Source organism: Streptomyces tyrfis (genome assembly GCF_037034285.1).
Classification (GTDB): Bacteria; Actinomycetota; Actinomycetes; order Streptomycetales; family Streptomycetaceae; genus Streptomyces.
This window is the reverse complement of the sequence record NZ_JBAGJZ010000011.1, coordinates 17,758-37,074: the sequence shown is the minus strand read 5'-3', so window position 1 is coordinate 37,074 and position 19,317 is coordinate 17,758. Positions and strand designations below refer to the sequence as shown.

Annotated in this window: 15 protein-coding genes, 1 pseudogene and 1 riboswitch; of the genes and pseudogenes, 8 read left to right on the top strand and 8 right to left on the bottom strand. The window is 72.4% G+C overall.

Translation table 11 applies throughout. The annotated features are described in order from the left end of the window. Positions 1-174 precede the first annotated feature (174 nt). Positions 175-1,128 (top strand): CBM35 domain-containing protein, encoded by a 954-nt coding sequence (locus WA762_RS10855; RefSeq protein WP_335935201.1) that lies wholly within the window; start codon positions 175-177, stop codon positions 1,126-1,128. 209 nt (positions 1,129-1,337) lie between these two features. On the opposite strand, the gene WA762_RS10850 is transcribed toward WA762_RS10855, so the two are convergent. The 4 genes from WA762_RS10850 to WA762_RS10835 all read right to left on the bottom strand — a co-directional run bounded on the left by WA762_RS10850 (position 1,338) and on the right by WA762_RS10835 (position 5,665). Further along, positions 1,338-2,186, bottom strand: a complete 849-nt coding sequence (locus tag WA762_RS10850) for a class II fructose-bisphosphate aldolase (RefSeq protein WP_335935200.1) — start codon at positions 2,184-2,186, stop codon at positions 1,338-1,340. Positions 2,187-2,240: 54 nt separating this feature from the next. Then, positions 2,241-3,212: a 1-phosphofructokinase family hexose kinase gene (locus WA762_RS10845; protein WP_335935198.1), complete on the bottom strand. Its 972-nt coding sequence runs from the start codon at positions 3,210-3,212 to the stop codon at positions 2,241-2,243. A gap of 366 nt (positions 3,213-3,578) precedes the next feature. After that, entirely contained in the window at positions 3,579-4,733 is a 1,155-nt protein-coding gene (gene nagA, locus WA762_RS10840) for an N-acetylglucosamine-6-phosphate deacetylase (protein WP_335935196.1), read from the bottom strand. After that, positions 4,733-5,665 (bottom strand): ROK family protein, encoded by a 933-nt coding sequence (locus tag WA762_RS10835; RefSeq protein ID WP_335935194.1) that lies wholly within the window; start codon positions 5,663-5,665, stop codon positions 4,733-4,735. The genes nagA and WA762_RS10835 overlap by 1 nt, the downstream gene beginning before the upstream one ends. Before the next feature lie 442 nt (positions 5,666-6,107). On the opposite strand from WA762_RS10835, the gene WA762_RS10830 reads away from it, so the two are divergent. From WA762_RS10830 to otsB, 3 genes are all read left to right on the top strand, one after another. Then, positions 6,108-7,352 (top strand): ABC transporter substrate-binding protein, encoded by a 1,245-nt coding sequence (locus WA762_RS10830; protein ID WP_335935414.1) that lies wholly within the window; start codon positions 6,108-6,110, stop codon positions 7,350-7,352. 146 nt (positions 7,353-7,498) lie between these two features. Beyond that, a complete protein-coding gene (locus tag WA762_RS10825; protein ID WP_335935192.1) occupies positions 7,499-7,852 on the top strand; it encodes a DUF3263 domain-containing protein in 354 nt (117 codons plus the stop codon). A gap of 79 nt (positions 7,853-7,931) precedes the next feature. Next, complete coding sequence (gene otsB, locus WA762_RS10820; protein ID WP_335935190.1) at positions 7,932-8,873, top strand: trehalose-phosphatase; 942 nt, start codon at positions 7,932-7,934, stop codon at positions 8,871-8,873. A gap of 202 nt (positions 8,874-9,075) precedes the next feature. On the opposite strand, the gene WA762_RS10815 is transcribed toward otsB, so the two are convergent. Both WA762_RS10815 and WA762_RS10810 read right to left on the bottom strand, forming a co-directional pair. Further along, positions 9,076-10,542, bottom strand: coding sequence for an alpha,alpha-trehalose-phosphate synthase (UDP-forming) (locus WA762_RS10815; RefSeq protein ID WP_335935188.1), 1,467 nt, complete (start codon positions 10,540-10,542; stop codon positions 9,076-9,078). A 285-nt stretch (positions 10,543-10,827) separates the two neighbouring features. After that, a complete protein-coding gene (locus WA762_RS10810; protein ID WP_335935186.1) occupies positions 10,828-11,805 on the bottom strand; it encodes a glucosyl-3-phosphoglycerate synthase in 978 nt (325 codons plus the stop codon). A 153-nt stretch (positions 11,806-11,958) separates the two neighbouring features. After that, positions 11,959-12,086: riboswitch (SAM riboswitch) on the top strand. A gap of 18 nt (positions 12,087-12,104) precedes the next feature. Between WA762_RS10810 and thrC the strand changes: the two genes are divergently transcribed. The 4 genes from thrC to groL all read left to right on the top strand — a co-directional run bounded on the left by thrC (position 12,105) and on the right by groL (position 16,498). Further along, complete coding sequence (gene thrC / locus WA762_RS10805; protein ID WP_335935184.1) at positions 12,105-13,436, top strand: threonine synthase; 1,332 nt, start codon at positions 12,105-12,107, stop codon at positions 13,434-13,436. 33 nt (positions 13,437-13,469) lie between these two features. Beyond that, a complete protein-coding gene (locus WA762_RS10800; RefSeq protein ID WP_335935183.1) occupies positions 13,470-13,748 on the top strand; it encodes a ubiquitin-like small modifier protein 1 in 279 nt (92 codons plus the stop codon). A gap of 477 nt (positions 13,749-14,225) precedes the next feature. Beyond that, positions 14,226-14,432: a cold-shock protein gene (locus tag WA762_RS10795; protein WP_003967346.1), complete on the top strand. Its 207-nt coding sequence runs from the start codon at positions 14,226-14,228 to the stop codon at positions 14,430-14,432. Positions 14,433-14,875: 443 nt separating this feature from the next. Beyond that, positions 14,876-16,498 (top strand): chaperonin GroEL, encoded by a 1,623-nt coding sequence (gene groL, locus WA762_RS10790; protein ID WP_335935154.1) that lies wholly within the window; start codon positions 14,876-14,878, stop codon positions 16,496-16,498. Positions 16,499-16,673: 175 nt separating this feature from the next. Here groL and WA762_RS10785 read toward each other — a convergent pair whose 3' ends face one another. Both WA762_RS10785 and WA762_RS10780 read right to left on the bottom strand, forming a co-directional pair. After that, positions 16,674-17,915, bottom strand: a complete 1,242-nt coding sequence (locus tag WA762_RS10785; RefSeq protein ID WP_335935152.1) for an esterase/lipase family protein — start codon at positions 17,913-17,915, stop codon at positions 16,674-16,676. Positions 17,916-18,263: 348 nt separating this feature from the next. Further along, positions 18,264-19,099: pseudogene (locus WA762_RS10780) on the bottom strand (hypothetical protein). Positions 19,100-19,317: the final 218 nt, after the last annotated feature.

Here is a 19,317-nt window from a genome sequence, read left to right as displayed (position 1 = left end):
CCCGTGACGACGCTTCCCGGGGGCCGTGACGACGCTTCCCGGGGACCGTGACGACGCTTCCCGGGGGCCATGACGGCAATTCTTGACGTGGCTCGTTCGAGGTAGGCTCGCCCGGTCGGCCACGGCTGGCGAAACACGGCGACGGCTGGCGAGATGGTGAGGAGTGACCAGGGAATGACGGCCGGGAACAACGGCGCAAACACGCCCGAGGACGACGATCCGTTCGGCTACCTGTACCAGGACGGGCAGGCGTCGGGCGCGCAGTCGCCGCGGCAGGGCGGTTACGGCTACCCCCCGGTGGCCCCGCAGCCCGGTGTGCCCCGGACCTCGTACAACCAGGTGCGGGCCGTCGGCGAGCGCCAGTACGGGCAGCAGGTGCCGCCGCAGCAGCCGTACGGCCGCCCGAACGCCCAGTACGCGGCCCCGGAGACCTACCCCGGCGGCCCCGCCGGACACGTCCCGCAGCAGGCCGGCCCGCCCGTCGGACCCGGCGGCTCCGGCAAGGGCGGCCCGAACACCAAGGGCCTGCTGATCGGCGCGGTCGCGGTGGTCCTGATCGTGCTCGTCGGCATCGGCGTCATGCTGATGAGCGACCAGGGCAAGAAGGACCCGAAGAAGGACGATGCCACCTCCTCGCAGAGCCCCGCCGACCAGGTCGAGGAGTCCCCGCAGCCCAAGCCCACCACCAGCGCCGAGGCCCCGGCCGAGCTCCCCAAGCAGGACGCGGCGACGCTGAAGCTCGGCGGCACGGCGGCCGTCGACCAGTCGGTCGAAGGCGCGGAAGGTCCGAACGGCTCGTACGTCACCGGCTTCAACGCGGTCGGGTCGTCCGTGACGTGGAAGGCGGCGATAGCGGAGGGCGGCAAGTACCGCCTGACGGTGCGCTACGCGATTCCCGCCAAGGACGCCAATGCGACGCTGGCGGTGAACGGGAAGCCGAATTCGCAGCCCATCGGTCTCAAGAACTTCATCTCCTCCTCCGACCCGAACTGGGAGAAGAACTGGCAGACCACCTGGGCGCCCGTCGACCTGGTCAAGGGCGAGAACGAGATCAGCATCTCGTGCCAGGAGGGGAATCAGTGCGACGTGATCCTGGACTGGCTGGAAGTCACCCCTGGTAAGGGGTAGCCCGTCGAGGGCCGACGCCCTGCGACCTCTCCCGGTGTCCGAACCCGGGAGAGGTCGCTTTTTTCTGCGCCGACCGGTGCGGCGTCCGTTGCTCCCCACCGCGCGAAGGCCCGCTCGTCGCGGGCCGGTCCGTCGGCAGTCCGGCCCCGCGACGGGCCTGGAGCGAGAAGACCCCGTCGTTCGGCGCGCGGATGCGCCGTGTGCGGCGGTCAGCCCATCAGGGCGAGGAAGCCCGCCACCGTCGCCGCCATCGCCTCACGGCCCGGCGCGATGTACTTGCGCGGGTCCACGCCCGTGGCGTTCTCGGCCAGGTAGGCCCGCACCGCGCCGGTGAACGCGGTGTTGAGCGCCGTGCCCACGTTGATCTTGACCATGCCGGAGGCGACGGCCCGGCGGATCTCGTCGTCCGGGACGCCGCTGGAGCCGTGCAGCACCAGCGGCACCGGGACCGCGTCGCGCAGCCGGCCGATCAGCTCGTGGTCCAGGGCGGCGGTGCGCTCGGTCATGGCGTGCGAGGAGCCGACCGCGACCGCCAGCGCGTCCACGCCGGTGTCGTGGACGTACGCGGCGGCCTCGGCCGGGTCGGTGCGGACGCCGGGGGCGTGGGCGTCGAGCGGGGGCTCGCCCTCCTTGCCGCCGACCTTGCCGAGTTCGGCCTCGATCCAGATGCCGTGCTCATGGCCCCAGGCCACCGCCTCGGCCGTGGCCCGCACGTTCTCCTCGTAGCCGAGTTTGGAGGCGTCGAACATCACCGAGCCGAAGCCCTCCGTGTGCGCCTGGCGCAGCAGGTCCACGGACTCGACGTGGTCGAGGTGGAGGGCGAGCGGGGCGGCGGAGGCGCGGGCGACGGCGGCGGCCGCGGCGGCGACGGGGGAGAGCCGCCCGCCGTGGAACTTCACGGCGTTCTCGGATATCTGCAGGACGGCGGGCGCCCCGGCACGCTCCGCACCGGCCGCGATGGCCTCCGCGTGCTCCAGCGTGATGACATTGAAGGCGGCGATCCCGCGTCCCTCGGCCTGGGCGGCGGAGACGAGTTCACCGGTGCTGACGAGCGGCATGCTGACCTCTGTTGCTCTTGCGGGTGGTGCTGCTTCGGCTTCTGTTCCTGCGGCTCAGCCGGCCGGCGGGTGCTCCTCGACGCCGACGCGGGGCAGCAGCTCCTCGTACACCGCGCGGTCGAAGTCACCGGCGGTCGGGGACAGCACGGTCGCCGTCGACAGCGCCACCGCCCGCCGCAGCCGGTCCGGCCAGCCCAGTCCCTCGACGAGGCCGGACAGCAGCCCGGCCACCGCGGAGTCGCCCGCGCCGGTCGGGTTGCCCCGGACCCTGGCGGGCGGGGACGCCTGCCAGACGCCGTCCGGGGTGACCGCCAGCATGCCGTCCGGGCCGAGCGAGGCGACGACCGCGTGCGCGCCGCGGCGGCGGGCGTCGCGGGTGGCGCGCAGCGGGTCGCGGGAGCCGGTGAGCTGGGCGAGTTCGTCGGCGTTCGGCTTGATCAGATCGGGGCGGGCGGCGATGCCGCGGCGCAGCGGCTCGCCGCTGGTGTCCAGCAGCACGGGGACGCCGGCGGCGCGCGCCGCGCGGATCAGTTCCGCGTAGGCCCCGACGTGGATGCCGGGCGGCAGGCTGCCGCAGAGGGCCACGGCGTCGGCGCCGACGAGGAGTTCCTCGTACCGGACGAGCAGGGCGGCCCACTCCTCGGCCCCGACGACCGGGCCGGGCTCGTTGAGCTGGGTGGTGTCGCCGGTGGCCCGGTCGACGACGGCGATGGTGCGGCGGGTGTTCCCGGCGACCTCGACGAGGGCGTCGCCGATCGGCGCGGGGGCGGTCCCGGCGCCGACGGGCCCGCCGCCCCGGGGCGACAGCCCGGCCAGCAGCTCGCGCAGCACCGCCCCGGTCGCGCCCCCGGCGAAGCCCGTGACCACCGTTTCGTGGCCGAGGGCGGAGAGCACCCGGGCCACGTTGAGGCCCTTGCCCCCCGGGCGCTCGGAGATGTCGCTGACGCGGTGGCTGGCGTGCGGGACGAGTTCCGGGACGCCGTACGTCAGGTCGAGTGCCGTATTGAGTGTGACCGTGAGGATCACCGCGGCCGCTCCCTCGATCCCTGCCTGGAGCGCGATTCCTCGGAATGGAATGCGCTTTCTCTGCCTGTTTCCGGGCGTTCGGGCCGCCCGTCTTGGGGACGATCATGTCAAAGAGACGGCGGTCGGCCCAGACCCCGGGACCAACCGCCGTCTCTTCGTTACGTATGCAACGCGCCGCGCGTGCCACACGCCGTGGACGGCGGTCGGCGACGCTCGAACAGCCGTCGTCGGCGGAGACGGCGGTGGGGCGGTGGGGGGCGCAAGCGCGGCACCCCACGGCACGCAGGCCGCACCCGGTCGCACCCGGTCGCACCCGGTCGCGGGTGACCGCGAACGGCCGGTGCGGGCGGCGGGATCGGCCCGTCGTCAGTCGGACCAGGGCTTGCTGATCCATTCGCCCTTGCGCATGACGCCCTTGAGCGTGAAGTCCGCGTCCAGCACCACCAGGTCGGCGTCCTTGCCCGGTTCGAGCGAGCCGACCCGGTCGTACACCCCGAGCAGCCGGGCCGGGTTGGCGGAGATGGACTGCACCACGTCCTCGACCGGGATCCGGTCGACGGTCACGGCCCGGTGGAACGCGGTGTCCAGGGTGAGTGTGGAACCGGCGATCGAGTTGCCCTCGACCAGCCGTGCGACGCCGTCCTTGACCTCGACCGCGAGCGGGCCGAGCTGGTAGCGCCCGTCGCCGAAACCGGCCGCGTCCATGGCGTCCGTGATCAGCGCGACGCGGCCCGCGCCCGCGTGGTGGTACGCCAGCTCCAGGGCGGCGGGGTGCAGATGCGTGCCGTCGTTGATCAGCTCGACGGTGACCCGCTCGTCCTCCAGCAGGGCGGCGATCGGGCCCGGCGCGCGATGGGCCAGCGGCGGCATCGCGTTGTACAGGTGGGTGGCGACGGTGGCGCCCGCGTCGATCGCCGCCACGGTCTGCTCGTACGTGGCGTCCGTGTGGCCGATCGCGGCGATCACGCCGTGCTCGGCGAGCAGCCGCACCGACTCGATGCCGCCGGGGAGTTCGGTGGCGAGGGTGAACATCCTGGCGGTGCCGCGCGCCGCGTCCATCAGCTTGCGGACCTCGGCCGGGTCCGGGTGGCGCAGCAGGTCCTCGCTGTGCGCGCCCTTGCGGCACGGTGAGATGAACGGCCCCTCGAAGTGGATGCCGGCCAGGTCTCCCTGCTCGACCAGTTCGGAGAGGACCCCGGCCCGCTGTGCGAGGAAGTCCAGTTCGCCGGTGACCGTGGAGGCGACCAGCGTAGTGGTGCCGTGCTCGCGGTGGGTGCGGATGCCGGTGAGGACCTCGTCCACCGTGCCGGAGGTGAAGGACGCGCCGCCGCCGCCGTGGTTGTGCATGTCGACGAAGCCGGGGACCAGCCAGTGGCCGCTCAGATCGACGGTCCGGGCGTCCTCGGGCGCCGCGCCGGCGATCCGGGAGCCCTCGACGATCACCCGTCCGTTCTCGACGGTCCCGGTGGGAAGCACCACCCGGGCACCTGCGAGAACCGTGCTGTCAGCGCGTCCGGCCATCAGGCGGTCACCTCCGTGGAGAGAAGATCCCAGGCGAGCAGCCCTGCGCCCAGGCATCCGGCGGTGTCCCCGAGGGCCGCCGGGACGATGTGGGGCAGTTTCTGGAACGTGACGCGTTCCTCGACGGCCGCACGGAGCGGTGTGAACAACGTTTCCCCCGCCTCGGCGAGTCCGCCACCGATGATGAGCATGCGGGGGTCGAGCAGCGTGACGGCGGTGACCAGCCCGGCGGCGAGCGCGTCGACGGCGTCCTGCCAGACCGCCACGGCCGCGGGTTCGCCCGCCTCGACGGCCTTGGCGCAGTCCGCCGCGTCCGCCTCCGGGTCGCCGGACGCGGCGGCCCAGGCCCGGGTCACCGCGGAGGCCGACGCCAGGGTCTCCAGGCAGCCGCGCTGCCCGCAGCCGCAGGCGGGGCCGTCCGGGCGGACCACGATGTGGCCGATCTCGCCCGCGTATCCATGCGCCCCCGACTCGATGGCGCCCGCGATGCCGATGGCTCCGGCGATCCCCGTGCCCAGCGGCAGGAAGAGGAAGCGGTCGGTGCCCCGGCCCGCGCCGATCCGGCCCTCCGCGAGTCCACCGGTGCGCACGTCGTGGCCGAGCGCGACGGGGACGCCGCCGAGCCGCTCGCCCAGCAGCCGCCGCATCGGCACGTCGCGCCAGCCCAGGTTCGAGGCGTAGACCGCGATGCCGTTCTCTGCGTCGACGATGCCGGGCACGGCGACACCGGCCGCGACGGCGCTCTCGCCGAGGTGCTCCTCGCCGTGCGCGCGCAGGTCCGCGGCGAAGGTGAGGATCGACTCCACGACGGCGTCGGGGCCGCGCTCCCGGCCGGTGGCGCGCCGCGCCTCGTACAGCAGAGTGCCGTCGGCTCCGACCAGTGCGGCCTTCATTCCGGTGCCGCCCACATCGAGGGCGATGACGTGTTTCACGGGAAACAGTCTCGCCCGAGAACCCCAATAGGTCTAGTCCACTCTTCCGGTTTGTTACGGATCTATACAAAAGCGTGCCCATGACATGCGACGGCATCCATCGGGCACTCGGGCCCGCCGCACCCGCACTCCGTCACACGTGTGCCCGCGTCGCGCCTCCGCCATCGGCCGCCTGCCGGTTCCGTCGCATGCCGGTCGCGCCCCGGTCGCGTGCCCGCTCCACTTCGCAGCCACGATCAAGTGCCTTGTGTGCACGGCGAGTTGAACGCTCAAGGTGAATCACGCGGCGGCCCCTGACGCGTCAACCGGGCGTGTGAAAAAGGCTGTTGCGAAAGTGATAAGTCTTTGGTGTAGACCTTCGGCGGCCGACCCGGAAGGATCAAAGCTCGTCGGAGGGCTTTCGCGAGAACGGAACTGTGCTGTGCGGCGGCGTTACTTGGGGATGGCGGCGGCTGCGGTCGCGCTGGGGATGACGGCGGCGCTCGCGGGCTGCGGCGGGGGAGACGGTTCGGGGAACGTGACCCTCCGGCTCGTCGCGGCGGACTATGGCACGGGCGCGGCCGACAGTTCCGAGAAGTACTGGAACGGGGTCGTGAAGGGCTTCGAGGCGTCCCACCCCGGCATCAAGGTCGACGTCAGCGTCTACTCCTGGAAGGACATCGACCGCCAGGTCGCCTCGATGGTGAAGAACGGGGAGGCGCCCGACATCGCCCAGATCGGCTCCTACGCCGACTACGCGAAGAAGGGCGCGCTCTACCGGGCCGACCAGCTGCTGTCCATCCGCACCCAGGCCAACTTCCTGCCGCGCCTGACCGACGCGGGCAGCCTGGACCGCACCCAGTACGGGCTGCCGTTCGTGGCCAGCACCCGGCTGCTCTTCTACAACAAGAAGCTGTTCGCCGACGCCGGCCTGTCCGCCCCGCAGACCTGGGACGACATCCGCGACGACGCGGCGGCGCTGAAGCAGCACGGTGTGACGTACCCCTTCGCGCTGCCGCTGGGCCCGGAGGAGGCCCAGGGCGAGACGATGATGTGGCTGCTCAGCGGGGGCGGCGGCTATATGGACGACTCCGGCTCGTACGCGTTCGACTCGGCCGAGAACGTCCGGACCTTCGACTGGCTGAAGAAGAACCTGGTCGACAAGGACCTGGTGGGCCCGGTCGCCCCCGGCGAGCTCGACCGGGGCAAGGCGTTCGCCGCGTTCACGCGGGGCGAGGTCGGCATGCTGAACGGCCATCCGACGCTGATGCGGGAGGCGAGGAAGAACGGCGTCTCCGTCGGCATGGTGCCGCTGCCCGGCACCGAGGGGCCCGGCAAGAGCCCGGTGGGCGTCGCGGACTGGGTCATGGGCTTCAAGCAGCGCGGGCACCGGGCGCAGCTGGGCAAGTTCTTCGAGTACCTCTTCGACGACAAGAACGTCATCGACTTCGCCGACCGGTACGACATGCTGCCGGTCACCGGCAGCGCCTCCGCCGCGATGGAGTCCGACGCCGCGCACGAGCCGCTGCGGAAGTTCCTGACCGCGCTGCCGAACGCCGAGTTCTACCCGTACGGGAAGACGTCCTGGGCCCGCGTCAACGAGTCGATCAAGGAGAACATCGGCAAGGCGGTCGCGCCGGACGGGAGCCCCGCGGGCGTGCTGGGCCGGATCGCGCAGGACGCGGCGAAGGCGGAGGCCACGGAGTAGCGGAACGGCGGGGCAGCGGAACGGAGGAGCGGCGGAACAGCGGGCAGCGGGCGGCGGAACGGAGGGGTGGCGGAGGAGCGGCGGAACGGCGGGGTGGCGTACCAGCGGGGATGGCGGTCTTTCGGCCGGGCGTTATGTTGGCTGATATGACCACCCCCGAGCACGGCCCCGACGACCCGGCCCGCCCGGCCGGACCGGCCGACGGCCCTGCCGGGCCACCGGCACAGCCCGCTTCCACTTCCGGCCCCGCTTCCGCTTCCGGCCCCGGGGCGCCCTCCGGCCTCTCCGAACGGGAACGTGCCGTGCTCGCCGTCGAGCGCCGGTCGTGGGCCGGTCCCGGGGCCAAGGAGCGGGCCATCCGCGAACGGCTCGGCATCTCGCCCACGCGCTACTACCAGCTGCTGAACGCGCTCCTCGACGACGTACGGGCCCTGAAGGCGGACCCGGTGACGGTGAAGCGCCTGCGCCGCCTCCGGGACGCGCGCCGCGGCCGCCGCTGATCCGGCCCCGTACCCCGCCCGGCGGACGGCGTCCCACACGCGGCGCACCCGTCCCGTCCCGCCGCTATAGGCTCGCCCCATGGGCAGCAACCCGCACGCACCCGCGCCGAGCGCGAACCCGTCCGAGTTCCCGACCCCCACCACCCCGGCCGGCCGCGAGGCCCTCGCCGCGATCCTCGCCCGTCCCGAGCGCGCCGTCGTCGCGCTCGACTTCGACGGGACGCTCGCCGACATCGTTCCCGATCCGGACCAGGCCCGCGCCCACCCCGGCGCCGTCGACGCCCTCGCCGCGCTCGCCCCGAAAGTGGCTTCCGTCGCCGTGATCACCGGCCGCCCGCCCGACGCCGCGGTCCGGTACGGCGGCTTCGCCGGAGTCGCGGGCCTCGACCACCTCGTCGTCCTCGGCCACTACGGAGCCGAACGCTGGGACGCCGCCACCGGCGCCGTCCACGCCCCCGCCCCGCACCCCGGCGTGGCCGCGGCCCGCGCCGAACTGTCCGGAGTGCTCGACCGGCACGGCGCCTGGCGCGGCACCTGGATCGAGGAGAAGGGCCGGGCGCTCGCCGTCCACACCCGCCGCGCCGCCGATCCGCAGGGCGCCTTCGACGCCCTGCGCGAACCCCTCGGGGAGCTCGCCGCCCGGCACGGACTGATCGTCGAACCCGGCCGTCTGGTCCTGGAACTGCGCCCGCCCGGCATGGACAAGGGCGTCGCGCTCGCGCGCCACCTGCGCGAGACGAGCGCCGAGTCCGTCCTCTACGCGGGCGACGACCTGGGCGACCTCGCCGCGTACGCGACCGTCGAGAAACTCCGCGCCGGAAGCGCCGGAAGCGCCGGAAGCGCCGCGAGAGCCGAAAGTGCCGCAAGAACCGGCGGCCCCGACGGCCCCGACGACATCCCCGGCCTGCTGATCTGCAGCGGCAGCGCCGAGGTGACCGAACTGGCCGACCGCGCCGACCTCATCCTGGACGGCCCGGCCGCCGTCGTACGCTACCTGGCGGCCCTGGCCGCCCGCCTCTGAGCCGTCACCCGGGGGCCGAGCCAGAGGGCAGAGGCGGGAGAGGCAGGGACAGAGGCGGAGGCAAGGGCAGAGGCAGAGACAGCGGCGGGGACAGAGTCCGCAGCGGGGGCACCCCGATCGTCCCGGCCGTCCGCGACCGTTCCGCCGGCCGTGCCCGGCCCCGGCCGCCCGGGACCGCCCGCCTCGCTCCCCGCCCGGGGCGTCAGTCGCGCAGCGCGTTCAACTGGTCCAGGAACCACTGCTGCGGCGGCAGCGCCACCGCCGCCGCGGCCAGCCGTTCCGTGCGCGCGGCCCGTTCGTGGTCGGCCAGCGTCAGCGCCTCATGCAGCGCCCGCGCGGTGGCGGACACGTCGTACGGGTTCACCACGACCGCGTCGCCGCCCAGCTCCTCGTACGCCCCCGCCTCCCGCGACAGCACCAGCGCGCAGCCGTGGTCGGAGACGACCGGGACCTCCTTGGCGACCAGGTTCATGCCGTCGCGGATCGGGTTGACGAGCGCCACGTCGGCCAGCCGGTACGCGGCGAGCGAGCGGGCGAAGTCGTCCTTGACGTGCAGGACGACCGGCGTCCACGCCGCCGTGCCGTACGCCTCGTTGATCTCGTCCGCGACCCGCCGGACCTCGGCGGTGTAGTCGCGGTACACGGCCAGGTCCTGCCGCGAGGGATAGGCGAACGCGACGTGCACGACGCGTTCGCGCCACTCGGGCCGTTCGTCGAGGAGCGCGCGGTACGCCAGCAGGCCCCGCACGATGTTCTTGGACAGCTCCGTCCGGTCCACCCGTACGATCGTCCTCCGTCCGGGGCCGATCTGCTCGCGCAGCGCGGCCATCCGTTCCTCCACGTCCGCCTCGTGCGCGCGCCGGCGCAGGAACTCGGCGTCCGCGCCCAGCCCGTGCACCCCGATCCTGGTCCGCCCGGTGCCGCCCAGGATCCGCGCGCAGCAGTCGGTGAACGCGTCCGCCCAGCGCCGGGTGAGGAAGCACGCGCGGTCGGCGCCCAGGATGCCGCGCAGCAGCTGCTCGGCGATGTCGTCGGGGAGCAGCCGGAAGTAGTCCGCCGGTGCCCACGGGGTGTGCGAGAAGTGCCCGATCCGCAGGTCGGGGCGGAGCTCCCGGAGCATGCCGGGCACCAGCGCCAGGTGGTAGTCCTGCACCAGGACCGCCGCGCTCCGGCCCGCCCCCTCCGCCAGCGCCTCGGCGAAGGCCCGGTTGTACGTCTCGAAGGAGGCCCACTGCCGCCGGAACTCCGCGTCGAAGACCGGCTCCAGCGGGGTCTGGTACAGCATGTGGTGGACGAACCAGAGCACCGAGTTCGCGATGCCGTTGTACGCGTCCGCGTGGACGGCGGCGTCGATGTCGAGCATCCGCACGCCCGGCTCGCCGACCCCGCGCCGGACCGCCTCCCGGTCCCCGTCGCCCAGCGCGGCGCACACCCACAGCTTGTCCTCGACGGCGCTCAGCCCGGAGACCAGCCCGCCCCCGCCGCGCCTCGCCTCCAGCGAGCCGTCCGTCTCCAGGGTGTACGACACGGGGCCCCGGTTCGACGCGACGAGGACCTGGGCGGAGGACGACGGCGGTACGGACGCGTCCCCGGCGGACCGGACGGCGTCCCCGGTCCCGGACCGGGTCTGGGACCGGGCTTCGGACGGGGCTTCGTGCTCGGAGACCATGTTGCGGAATCTAGCCCGATCGCGAACCGCCCAAACGTGCGAAGTCGGCCGTCCCCGGACCGCGGGCCCCGGGCGCACGCCGGGGCGCGGCCCTGTCACGCGGCGCGTCCGCCGCGTACCCCCGCACGTTCGCCCCGGCCCACGCGCCTGCGCCCGATCACGGCACATCGCGCCCCGGCCCACGCGCCGACGCCGGTCACGTCACGCCGCGCTCCGGCCCACGCGCCGACGCCGGTCACGTCACGCCGCGCACCGGGGCACGTCATGCCGCGACGCCCGGTCACGTCATGCCGCGCGCCGGGCGACGTACTCCTCGATCTCGCGCATCGGCGGCCGCTCCTCCGTGTCCACCGCGTGGGTGCGCGGCACGAAGCCGTCCTCGCCGCGCTCGAACTGGGTCAGCTCGGGGCGCACCAGATGCCCCCGGGACAGCCGGAGCTGGGCGGTCCGGTAGATCGCCGCCGCCATCCGGCCCAGCGCCTGCCCGTCCTGGTGGCGGTGCCTGCGCACCCCCACGTCGACCTGGGCCAGCGCGTCCAGCCCCACCGTGTGCAGCGCGTCGACGAGCAGGCCCAGCTCCACCCCGTACCCGACGGGGAAGGGCAGCTGTTCGAGCAGGGAGCGGCGCGCCGCGTACTCGCCGCCCAGCGGCTGCACGAATCCGGCCAGCCGGGGCCAGTGCAGGTTGAGCAGCGGCCGGGCGACCAGCTCCGTGACCCGTCCTCCCTGGCCCGCGGCCCCGCCGGAGCCGGGCTCACCGGGCGCGTCCCCGAACGGCCGGTCGTACATCGCCTTGACGAACCGCAGGTCCGGGTCGGTCAGCAGCGGGCCGACGATGCCGGAGACGAAGTCCGCCGAGAAGTCCCGCAGATCGGCGTCGACGAAGCAGACGATGTCCCCGCTGGTCACCAGGAGCGACCGCCACAGCACCTCGCCCTTGCCGGGCACGGCGGGCATCCGGGGGAGTATCTCGTCCCGGTGCACCACCCGGGCGCCCGCCTCCCGGGCGGCCTTCGCGGTGGCGTCGGTGGAACCGGAGTCGATCACCACGAGCTCGTCGACCAGCGGGGCCTTCTCCATCAGCTCGCGCCGGATCGTCGCGACGATATCGCCGACCGTCGCCTCCTCGTTCAGCGCCGGCAGGACGACGCTCACGCTCCCGCGCCTCGGGTCCCTCGCCTTGGCGGCCAGGAGGCGGTCCAGCGGGCGGTCGGCGACCGACCAGGAACGCCTGGTCAGCCAGCGTTCGACCTCTTCCAGCACGCTCGGCACTCCCTGTATGTGATCAATCTCGCGGTTCGGACCACTGTCTCGGCGGTCCCGTACTTCGGTTACAGTCTTGAACAACGCGGACGCCGGTCACATGCCGGGGTCGGTCCGCCGACAAACGCCTGGAGCACGCCTCCAGTGCCATAGCGCTCATCCAGAGGGACAGAGGGAACGGCCCGTTGAAGTCCCGGCAACCCTCCTGCCGACCGCGAGGTCACGGTGGGGAAGGTGCCAATTCCGGCTCGTGGCGAAACGCGTCACGGGAAAGATGAGGAGAAAGGGCCTCCGCCATCATGGCCGTGCAGACCGCTGCGACCGCTTCAGCGAACACCGCTTCTTCCGCCGACGCCGCTTCCGGCGCCTCCGCCTCCGTCGACCTCGGACCCGCCGCGGCGCTCTCCTGCCGCGAGTGCGGCGAGCGTTTCCCGCTCGGGCCGATCTTCGCCTGCGTCTCCTGTTTCGGGCCGCTCGAAGTGGCGTACGACCTGCCGACCGGTTCCCCGGAGGAGCTGAGGAAGCGCATCGAGGCCGGGCCGAACAGCATCTGGCGTTACGCCCCGCTGCTGCCGGTGCCCGCCGACGTCGCGGACAAGCCCAATCTCAACCCCGGCTTCACCAAGCTGGTCAAGGCCGACAACCTCGCCCGCGAGCTGGGCGTCACCGGCGGCCTGTACGTCAAGGACGACTCCGGCAACCCGACGCACTCCTTCAAGGACCGCGTCGTCGCCATCGCCGTCGAGGCCGCCCGCGCCTTCGGCTTCACCACCCTCTCCTGCTCCTCCACCGGCAACCTGGCCGGCGCGGTGGGTGCCGCCGCCGCCCGCGCAGGCTTCCGCTCCTGCGTGTTCATCCCGCACGACCTGGAGCAGGGCAAGGTCGTCATGGCCGCGGTGTACGGCGGCGAGCTGGTCGGCATCGAGGGCAACTACGACGACGTCAACCGCTTCTGCTCGGAGCTCATCGGCGACCCGCTCGGCGAGGGCTGGGGCTTCGTCAACGTCAACCTGCGCCCGTACTACGGCGAGGGCTCCAAGACCCTGGCGTACGAGATCTGCGAGCAGCTCGGCTGGCGGCTGCCCGACCAGATCGTCATCCCGATCGCGTCCGGCTCGCAGCTCACGAAGATCGACAAGGGCCTTCAGGAGCTGGTCAGGCTGGGCCTGGTCGAGGACAGGCCGTACAAGATCTTCGGCGCGCAGGCCGAGGGCTGCTCCCCGGTCTCCACCGCGTTCAAGGCGGGCCTCGACGTCGTCCGGCCGCAGAAGCCGGACACCATCGCCAAGTCCCTGGCGATCGGCAACCCGGCCGACGGCCCGTACGTCCTGGACATCGCCCGCCGCACCGGGGGCGCGGTCGAGGACGTGAACGACGACCAGATCGTCGACGCGATCAAGCTGCTGGCCCGCACCGAGGGCATCTTCGCCGAGACGGCGGGCGGGGTGACGGTCGGCGTCACGAAGAAGCTGATCGAGGACGGGGTGCTCGACCCGTCGCTGACCACCGTCGTCCTCAACACCGGCGACGGCCTCAAGACCCTGGACGCGGTGGCCGCCACCTCGCAGGCGACCGCGACGATCCGCCCCAGCCTGGACGCGTTCCGCGCCGCCGGCCTCGCCACCGCCTGATCCCCACCGCGACCGAAGAAAGGCACACCCATCATGAGCGTCAAGGTCCGTATCCCCACCATCCTCCGCACCTACACGGGCGGCCGGTCCGAGGTCCCGGCCGAGGGCGCGACCCTCTCCCAGGTCATCGAGTCCCTGGAGGCGAACCACCCGGGCATCGCCGCCCGCGTCCTGGACGACCAGGGCAAGCTGCGCCGCTTCGTGAACGTGTACGTGAACGACGACGACGTGCGCTTCGAGGACGGCCTGGAGACGGCGACCCCGGACGGCGCCGGGATCTCGATCATCCCCGCCGTCGCGGGCGGCTGCTGACGGTCCGAAGGCTCCCCGCGCGGCGGCCGCCCGCCGACGGATCCCCACCGTCCGCCGGCCGCCGCCGGCGCCGCGGCGTTATCCGAATTGCCCTCTCCGCGAGAAAGCGGAGGGGGCAATTCTGCATGGTTGAGCGCGGTAGAGTGGGGGAAGTCCCCCCAACTTCACGTGCCGCCCGCCAATGAGAATGCGCCTGGCCACGATAAGAAGTGGCCAAAGTGTGCGATCTTCATGCGCCATAAGTCGTCTTTGCCCGGCCCGACTTGCCCCGGAATCCTGTGAATTCCTCCGGTCCGGGCGATCGGTGCTGCCCGGAATTCTCGTCCGATTGACCTGTTGCAGAGGGCAGTTGGGCAGATACATTCGGCCGCGGTCGACGCGTTCCGGCGCACACACCCTCTCCTGTCGGAGGGTGAGTTCTGACCCGGGTCCGCGAAGTGCGGTCCTGCGCAAGGGCCAGTAATAGGGGAGTTAGGCATGGCTCAGGGCACCGTCAAGTGGTTCAACGCGGAGAAGGGGTACGGCTTCATCGCGGTCGACGGTGGTGCGGATGTTTTCGTCCACTACAGCGCGATCCAGATGGACGGCTACCGCACCCTCGAAGAGGGTCAGCGAGTTGAGTTCGAGATCTCGCAGGGCCAGAAGGGGCCGCAGGCGGACATGGTCAAGCTCGCCGTCGGCTGAGTTCGGCGCGGTCGGCCACCGAAGACACCGCTCACGTACGGAGGGCCCGCACCCCGGGATGGACCGGGGGCGGGCCCTCCGTGCGTCTCCCGGCGCCCCGGCCGCGGGGGCGTTCCCGGGCCTCGGCCCCCGGCTCCGGTCCCGGGCTCCGGTTCCCGGCTCCGGTCCCCGGGTCCGCCGGGCCCGGTGTCCCCCGGCTGCCGTTGCCGGTGCGCCGCGGGCGTCGGCGGTTGTCCACATCCCGAGGGAGACGCTTGCACTCGACGGGGTCGAGTGCTAATCATTGGCGTTAGCACTCTCCGGGTGAGAGTGACAGAACTTGGGCCGGGCCGGTGAGGCCCGCGAGCCCGGTGGGGCAAGGAACCGCTGGGTACGCAGGCCGTCCGTCGCGGGCGCCACTCGGTCCGGAGAAAATCCACCCCTGTCCGGGAGGACCACTTCACATGGCCAAGATCATCGCGTTCGACGAGGAGGCCCGGCGCGGTCTCGAGCGCGGCATGAACCAGCTCGCTGACGCCGTCAAGGTCACCCTTGGCCCCAAGGGTCGCAACGTCGTCCTTGAGAAGAAGTGGGGCGCCCCCACGATCACCAACGATGGCGTGTCCATCGCCAAGGAGATCGAGCTGGAGGACCCGTACGAGAAGATCGGTGCGGAGCTGGTCAAGGAGGTCGCCAAGAAGACGGACGACGTCGCCGGCGACGGTACGACCACCGCCACCGTTCTGGCCCAGGCTCTCGTCCGCGAGGGTCTGCGCAACGTCGCCGCGGGCGCCAACCCGATGGCTCTCAAGCGGGGTATCGAGAAGGCCGTCGAGGCCGTCTCCGCCGCTCTCCTGGAGCAGGCCAAGGACGTGGAGACCAAGGAGCAGATCGCTTCCACGGCCTCCATCTCCGCCGCCGACACCCAGATCGGCGAGCTCATCGCCGAGGCCATGGACAAGGTCGGCAAGGAAGGCGTCATCACCGTCGAGGAGTCCCAGACCTTCGGGCTGGAGCTGGAGCTCACCGAGGGCATGCGCTTCGACAAGGGCTACATCTCGGCCTACTTCGCCACCGACATGGAGCGTATGGAGGCGTCCCTGGACGACCCGTACATCCTGATCGTCAACTCCAAGATCAGCAGCGTGAAGGACCTCCTGCCACTGCTGGAGAAGGTCATGCAGTCCGGCAAGCCGCTGCTGATCATCGCCGAGGACGTCGAGGGCGAGGCCCTGTCGACCCTGGTCGTCAACAAGATCCGCGGCACCTTCAAGTCCGTCGCCGTCAAGGCCCCGGGCTTCGGCGACCGCCGCAAGGCCATGCTCGGCGACATCGCCATCCTCACCGGTGGCCAGGTCATCTCCGAGGAGGTCGGCCTCAAGCTGGAGAACGCCGGTCTCGACCTGCTCGGCCGCGCCCGCAAGGTCGTCATCACCAAGGACGAGACGACGATCGTCGACGGCGCCGGTGACAGCGACCAGGTCCAGGGCCGCGTCAACCAGATCCGTGCCGAGATCGAGAACTCCGACTCGGACTACGACCGCGAGAAGCTCCAGGAGCGCCTCGCGAAGCTGGCCGGCGGCGTGGCCGTCATCAAGGCCGGCGCCGCGACCGAGGTCGAGCTGAAGGAGCGCAAGCACCGCATCGAGGACGCGGTGCGCAACGCCAAGGCCGCCGTCGAGGAGGGCATCGTCGCCGGTGGTGGCGTGGCCCTGCTGCAGGCGTCCGCCGTCTTCGAGAAGCTGGAGCTCTCGGGCGACGAGGCGACCGGCGCCAACGCCGTCAAGCTGGCCCTGGAGGCCCCGCTCAAGCAGATCGCCGTCAACGGCGGCCTTGAGGGCGGCGTCGTCGTGGAGAAGGTGCGCAACCTGGCCGTCGGCCACGGTCTGAACGCCGCGTCCGGCGAGTACGTCGACATGATCGCCGAGGGCATCATCGACCCGGCGAAGGTCACGCGCTCCGCCCTGCAGAACGCCGCGTCCATCGCCGCGCTGTTCCTGACCACCGAGGCCGTCATCGCCGACAAGCCGGAGAAGGCCGCCGCGGCCGCTCCGGGCGGCATGCCGGGCGGTGACATGGACTTCTGATCCTCCGGGATCGGCAGTCCGGCCGCCGGCACAGCCTCGCGGTAGCGCGGGCCCCCGGGACCATCCGGTCCCGGGGGCCCGCGTCGTTTCCGGGGTCCGCGTCGATCTTCGGGGCGCGCGTCGTTTCCGGGGTCGTCGTTTCCCGGCCATGGGCCCGGGGGCGACGGGGCAGCCCTCAGGGAAGCTGGTCGAGGAGCCAGCCGCAGAGTTCCGCAGTCACGAGACTGTGGCCGCCGTTGCGGGAGGCGAGCTTGAACGCGTCGAGCCCGCTCTGCTCCGGCGGCAGGGCCGAGATGTCCGCGTATAGCGCCTCGTCCGTGTCCAGGTCGCGGATGTCGACGGCGCTGACGGACGGCACGAAGCAGTGCGAGCGGATACGGACGTCGGTCTTGAAGCCGAGGACCGGGTTGAGGGCGTTGAGGCCGTCGGCGAGGATGCCGAAGCCCTCCAGCGAGCCGCCGGGCGCGCCGTCGACCGACGGGAGCCCGGACGCGTGCACCTCGTCGTCCTTCAGCGTCACCACCCGCAGGTTCGCCACGAGTTCGTCGTCGCCCGGCACCTGGGTGTAGAGCTCGGTGCCGATGACCGACGGCCCCTTTCCCTCCAGGGCGAGTTCACCGGCCCGGACATCGGTGCCGGTGCCGTCCGCCACGCCGTTGGCGACGCCCACCAGCCGCGGCCCGCGCGGCCACTCGCCGACGCGCCGCATCTCTTCGAGGAACGCGGTGCGCTCCTCGCTCCGCCGAGGCGTCCCGTCCCACTCCGAGACGTGCCGCCAGAGCAGCTCCCGGGCGGCCGGGCTGTTGATCTGGTCGGAGAACCGGCTGTCGAGCACCCGGATGTAGTGCGCGAACGCCTGGAGCGCGAGCGGCACCCACGCGCCGCGATGCGGGCTGTCGTACGAGAAGTACAGCGCGGTCCGGTGGTCGACGCCCTCGCGCTCCAGCTTCGCCAGCGCGTGCCGGGCGATCAGGCCGCCCATGCCGAACCCGCCCACGGCCAGCGGCGTATCGCCCTGCCGTTCCCCGATCGCGCGGCTGATCGCGGCCTGCGCGGTACGGGAATTGTCCAGAATCGACGCACTGCGCTCGTGGAATCCCAGGAGGACGACGTCGTGTCCCCGGCGGCGCAGCTCGCTGATGAGCGCGTAGTCGCCGAACTCCATGACCTCCCAGAAGAAGTCCAGGCTGCTCGGTCCGGTGTTGAAACCGTCGGCGAAGATCACGGGCCGCGCGAGCCCCCGGTGCCCCTCGCCGTCGTACACCCAGGCGGTCCCGCCCGGCAGGTCCCACACGGTGCTGGGCGGCAACGGAAGCGCTCCGTGCGGCTCGGCGTCCAGGCGGAGGCCGGGAGTCAGGGCGATGGGCGGCTTGCTCCGCAGCGCCGAGGCGATCTGCTCGCGGGTCGGTTCGGACACAGGTCGTTTCCCCTTTGGGCCGATTCACTACAACAGGTGCCATGGTGAACACGTGGAGTAGCGAACGGATTCGGGAAGCGGAACAAACCACTCCCAGGTGGGAGCGGGTTTCGGACACTGCTGACGCGGCGGCCGGGTCCGGGGCCGGTTCTGGGGGGAACGGCTCCCGGGCTCCGGCCTGGCCGGGTGGCGCGTGACCGGACCACGGCTGCGGCGGAGAGGCGTCCAGGCTGCGGCTGCGATGGAGAGGCGTCCAGGCTGCGGCTGCGATGGAGAGGCGTCCAGGCTGCGGCTGCGGCGGGGAGGCGTCCGGGGCGCGGCCGGACGGAGCGGGTGGGGCCGCTTCGGTCACGGCCGCGACGAGGAGGGGCGTTCGGGATGTGGGGCGAGCGCGGCCCGGACCTCGTTCATCCGGTCGCGGACGAGGGACGCGGGGACGGCCCCGGGCGGGGCGGTGACGGGCTGCTCGCCGGGGTTGCCCCGGCAGCGGCCGCAGAGCCCGCCGATCAGGGCCTCCTGGCTGCCGGGGGCGCGGCACTCGCCGCATTCCAGGGTGCGCAGCACCGGGCGCGGGGGAGTCGGGGTGACCCGTTCGGGTGGGATCTTGTCGAGGAGCCGCCTGCGGACGAGGGCCGCCGGGTGATGGACGGGGGCGGGGAGGCCGTCGGTGAGGGCGTGCAGGATCTCCGGCTCCGTGGCGCCGCGCGTAACCAGTCGGTGACCAGCGGTTCCAGCGCCGCGCAGTCGGCCTGCGACAGGACGAGCGAGGGCGCGGTGCGCCCCAGCGCGGCCAGCAGGACGAACGACCGGGAACGGGTGGGCCGCCGCGGCCGCTCCCGGGGCGCGTCGCCCCGGGCGAACGCCTCCCACCAGTCGTCGTCCCGCGCGGTGCGGGAGAAGAACGTGCGGGTCACCCAGTGCAGGCAGCCGTCGTCGGCGGCGACGCACTCGCTGCCGCGTCGCAGATGGCCCTCCCGCTGGAGGCGGTTGAGGGCGGTCCGCAGCGCGCACTGCCCGTACGGGAGGACCTTGGCCAGCGTCTTCACCGAGATGTCGGCCCCGTCGGGCAGCCGGTCGAGGTAGGCCGCGATGGCCGCCTCGCGCGGCGGCAGATGTGAGAAGTCGTGTCCCGTGCGGGGGAGTTGAGCGGGCGCGGAGCGCTTGCCGTATCCCGGGTTCGCCATCGGGTGCGGACGCGAGGCCGTGGGCGGTGCTGCGGGCGGGGGCGTGTGCGGGGGACGCGGGGCGGCGTTAAGCTGGCTGACAGCCATGGATCGAGGTCCGATCGATCGAGTTGGTCAGACCCCTGTCCGGTGTTCGTAGCACCGGCAGGGGTCGCTTGTTGTTCGGCACGCTAGAGCGTCGGCACGGTCCGTGGCAAACCGGTCACGTCTCGTCAATT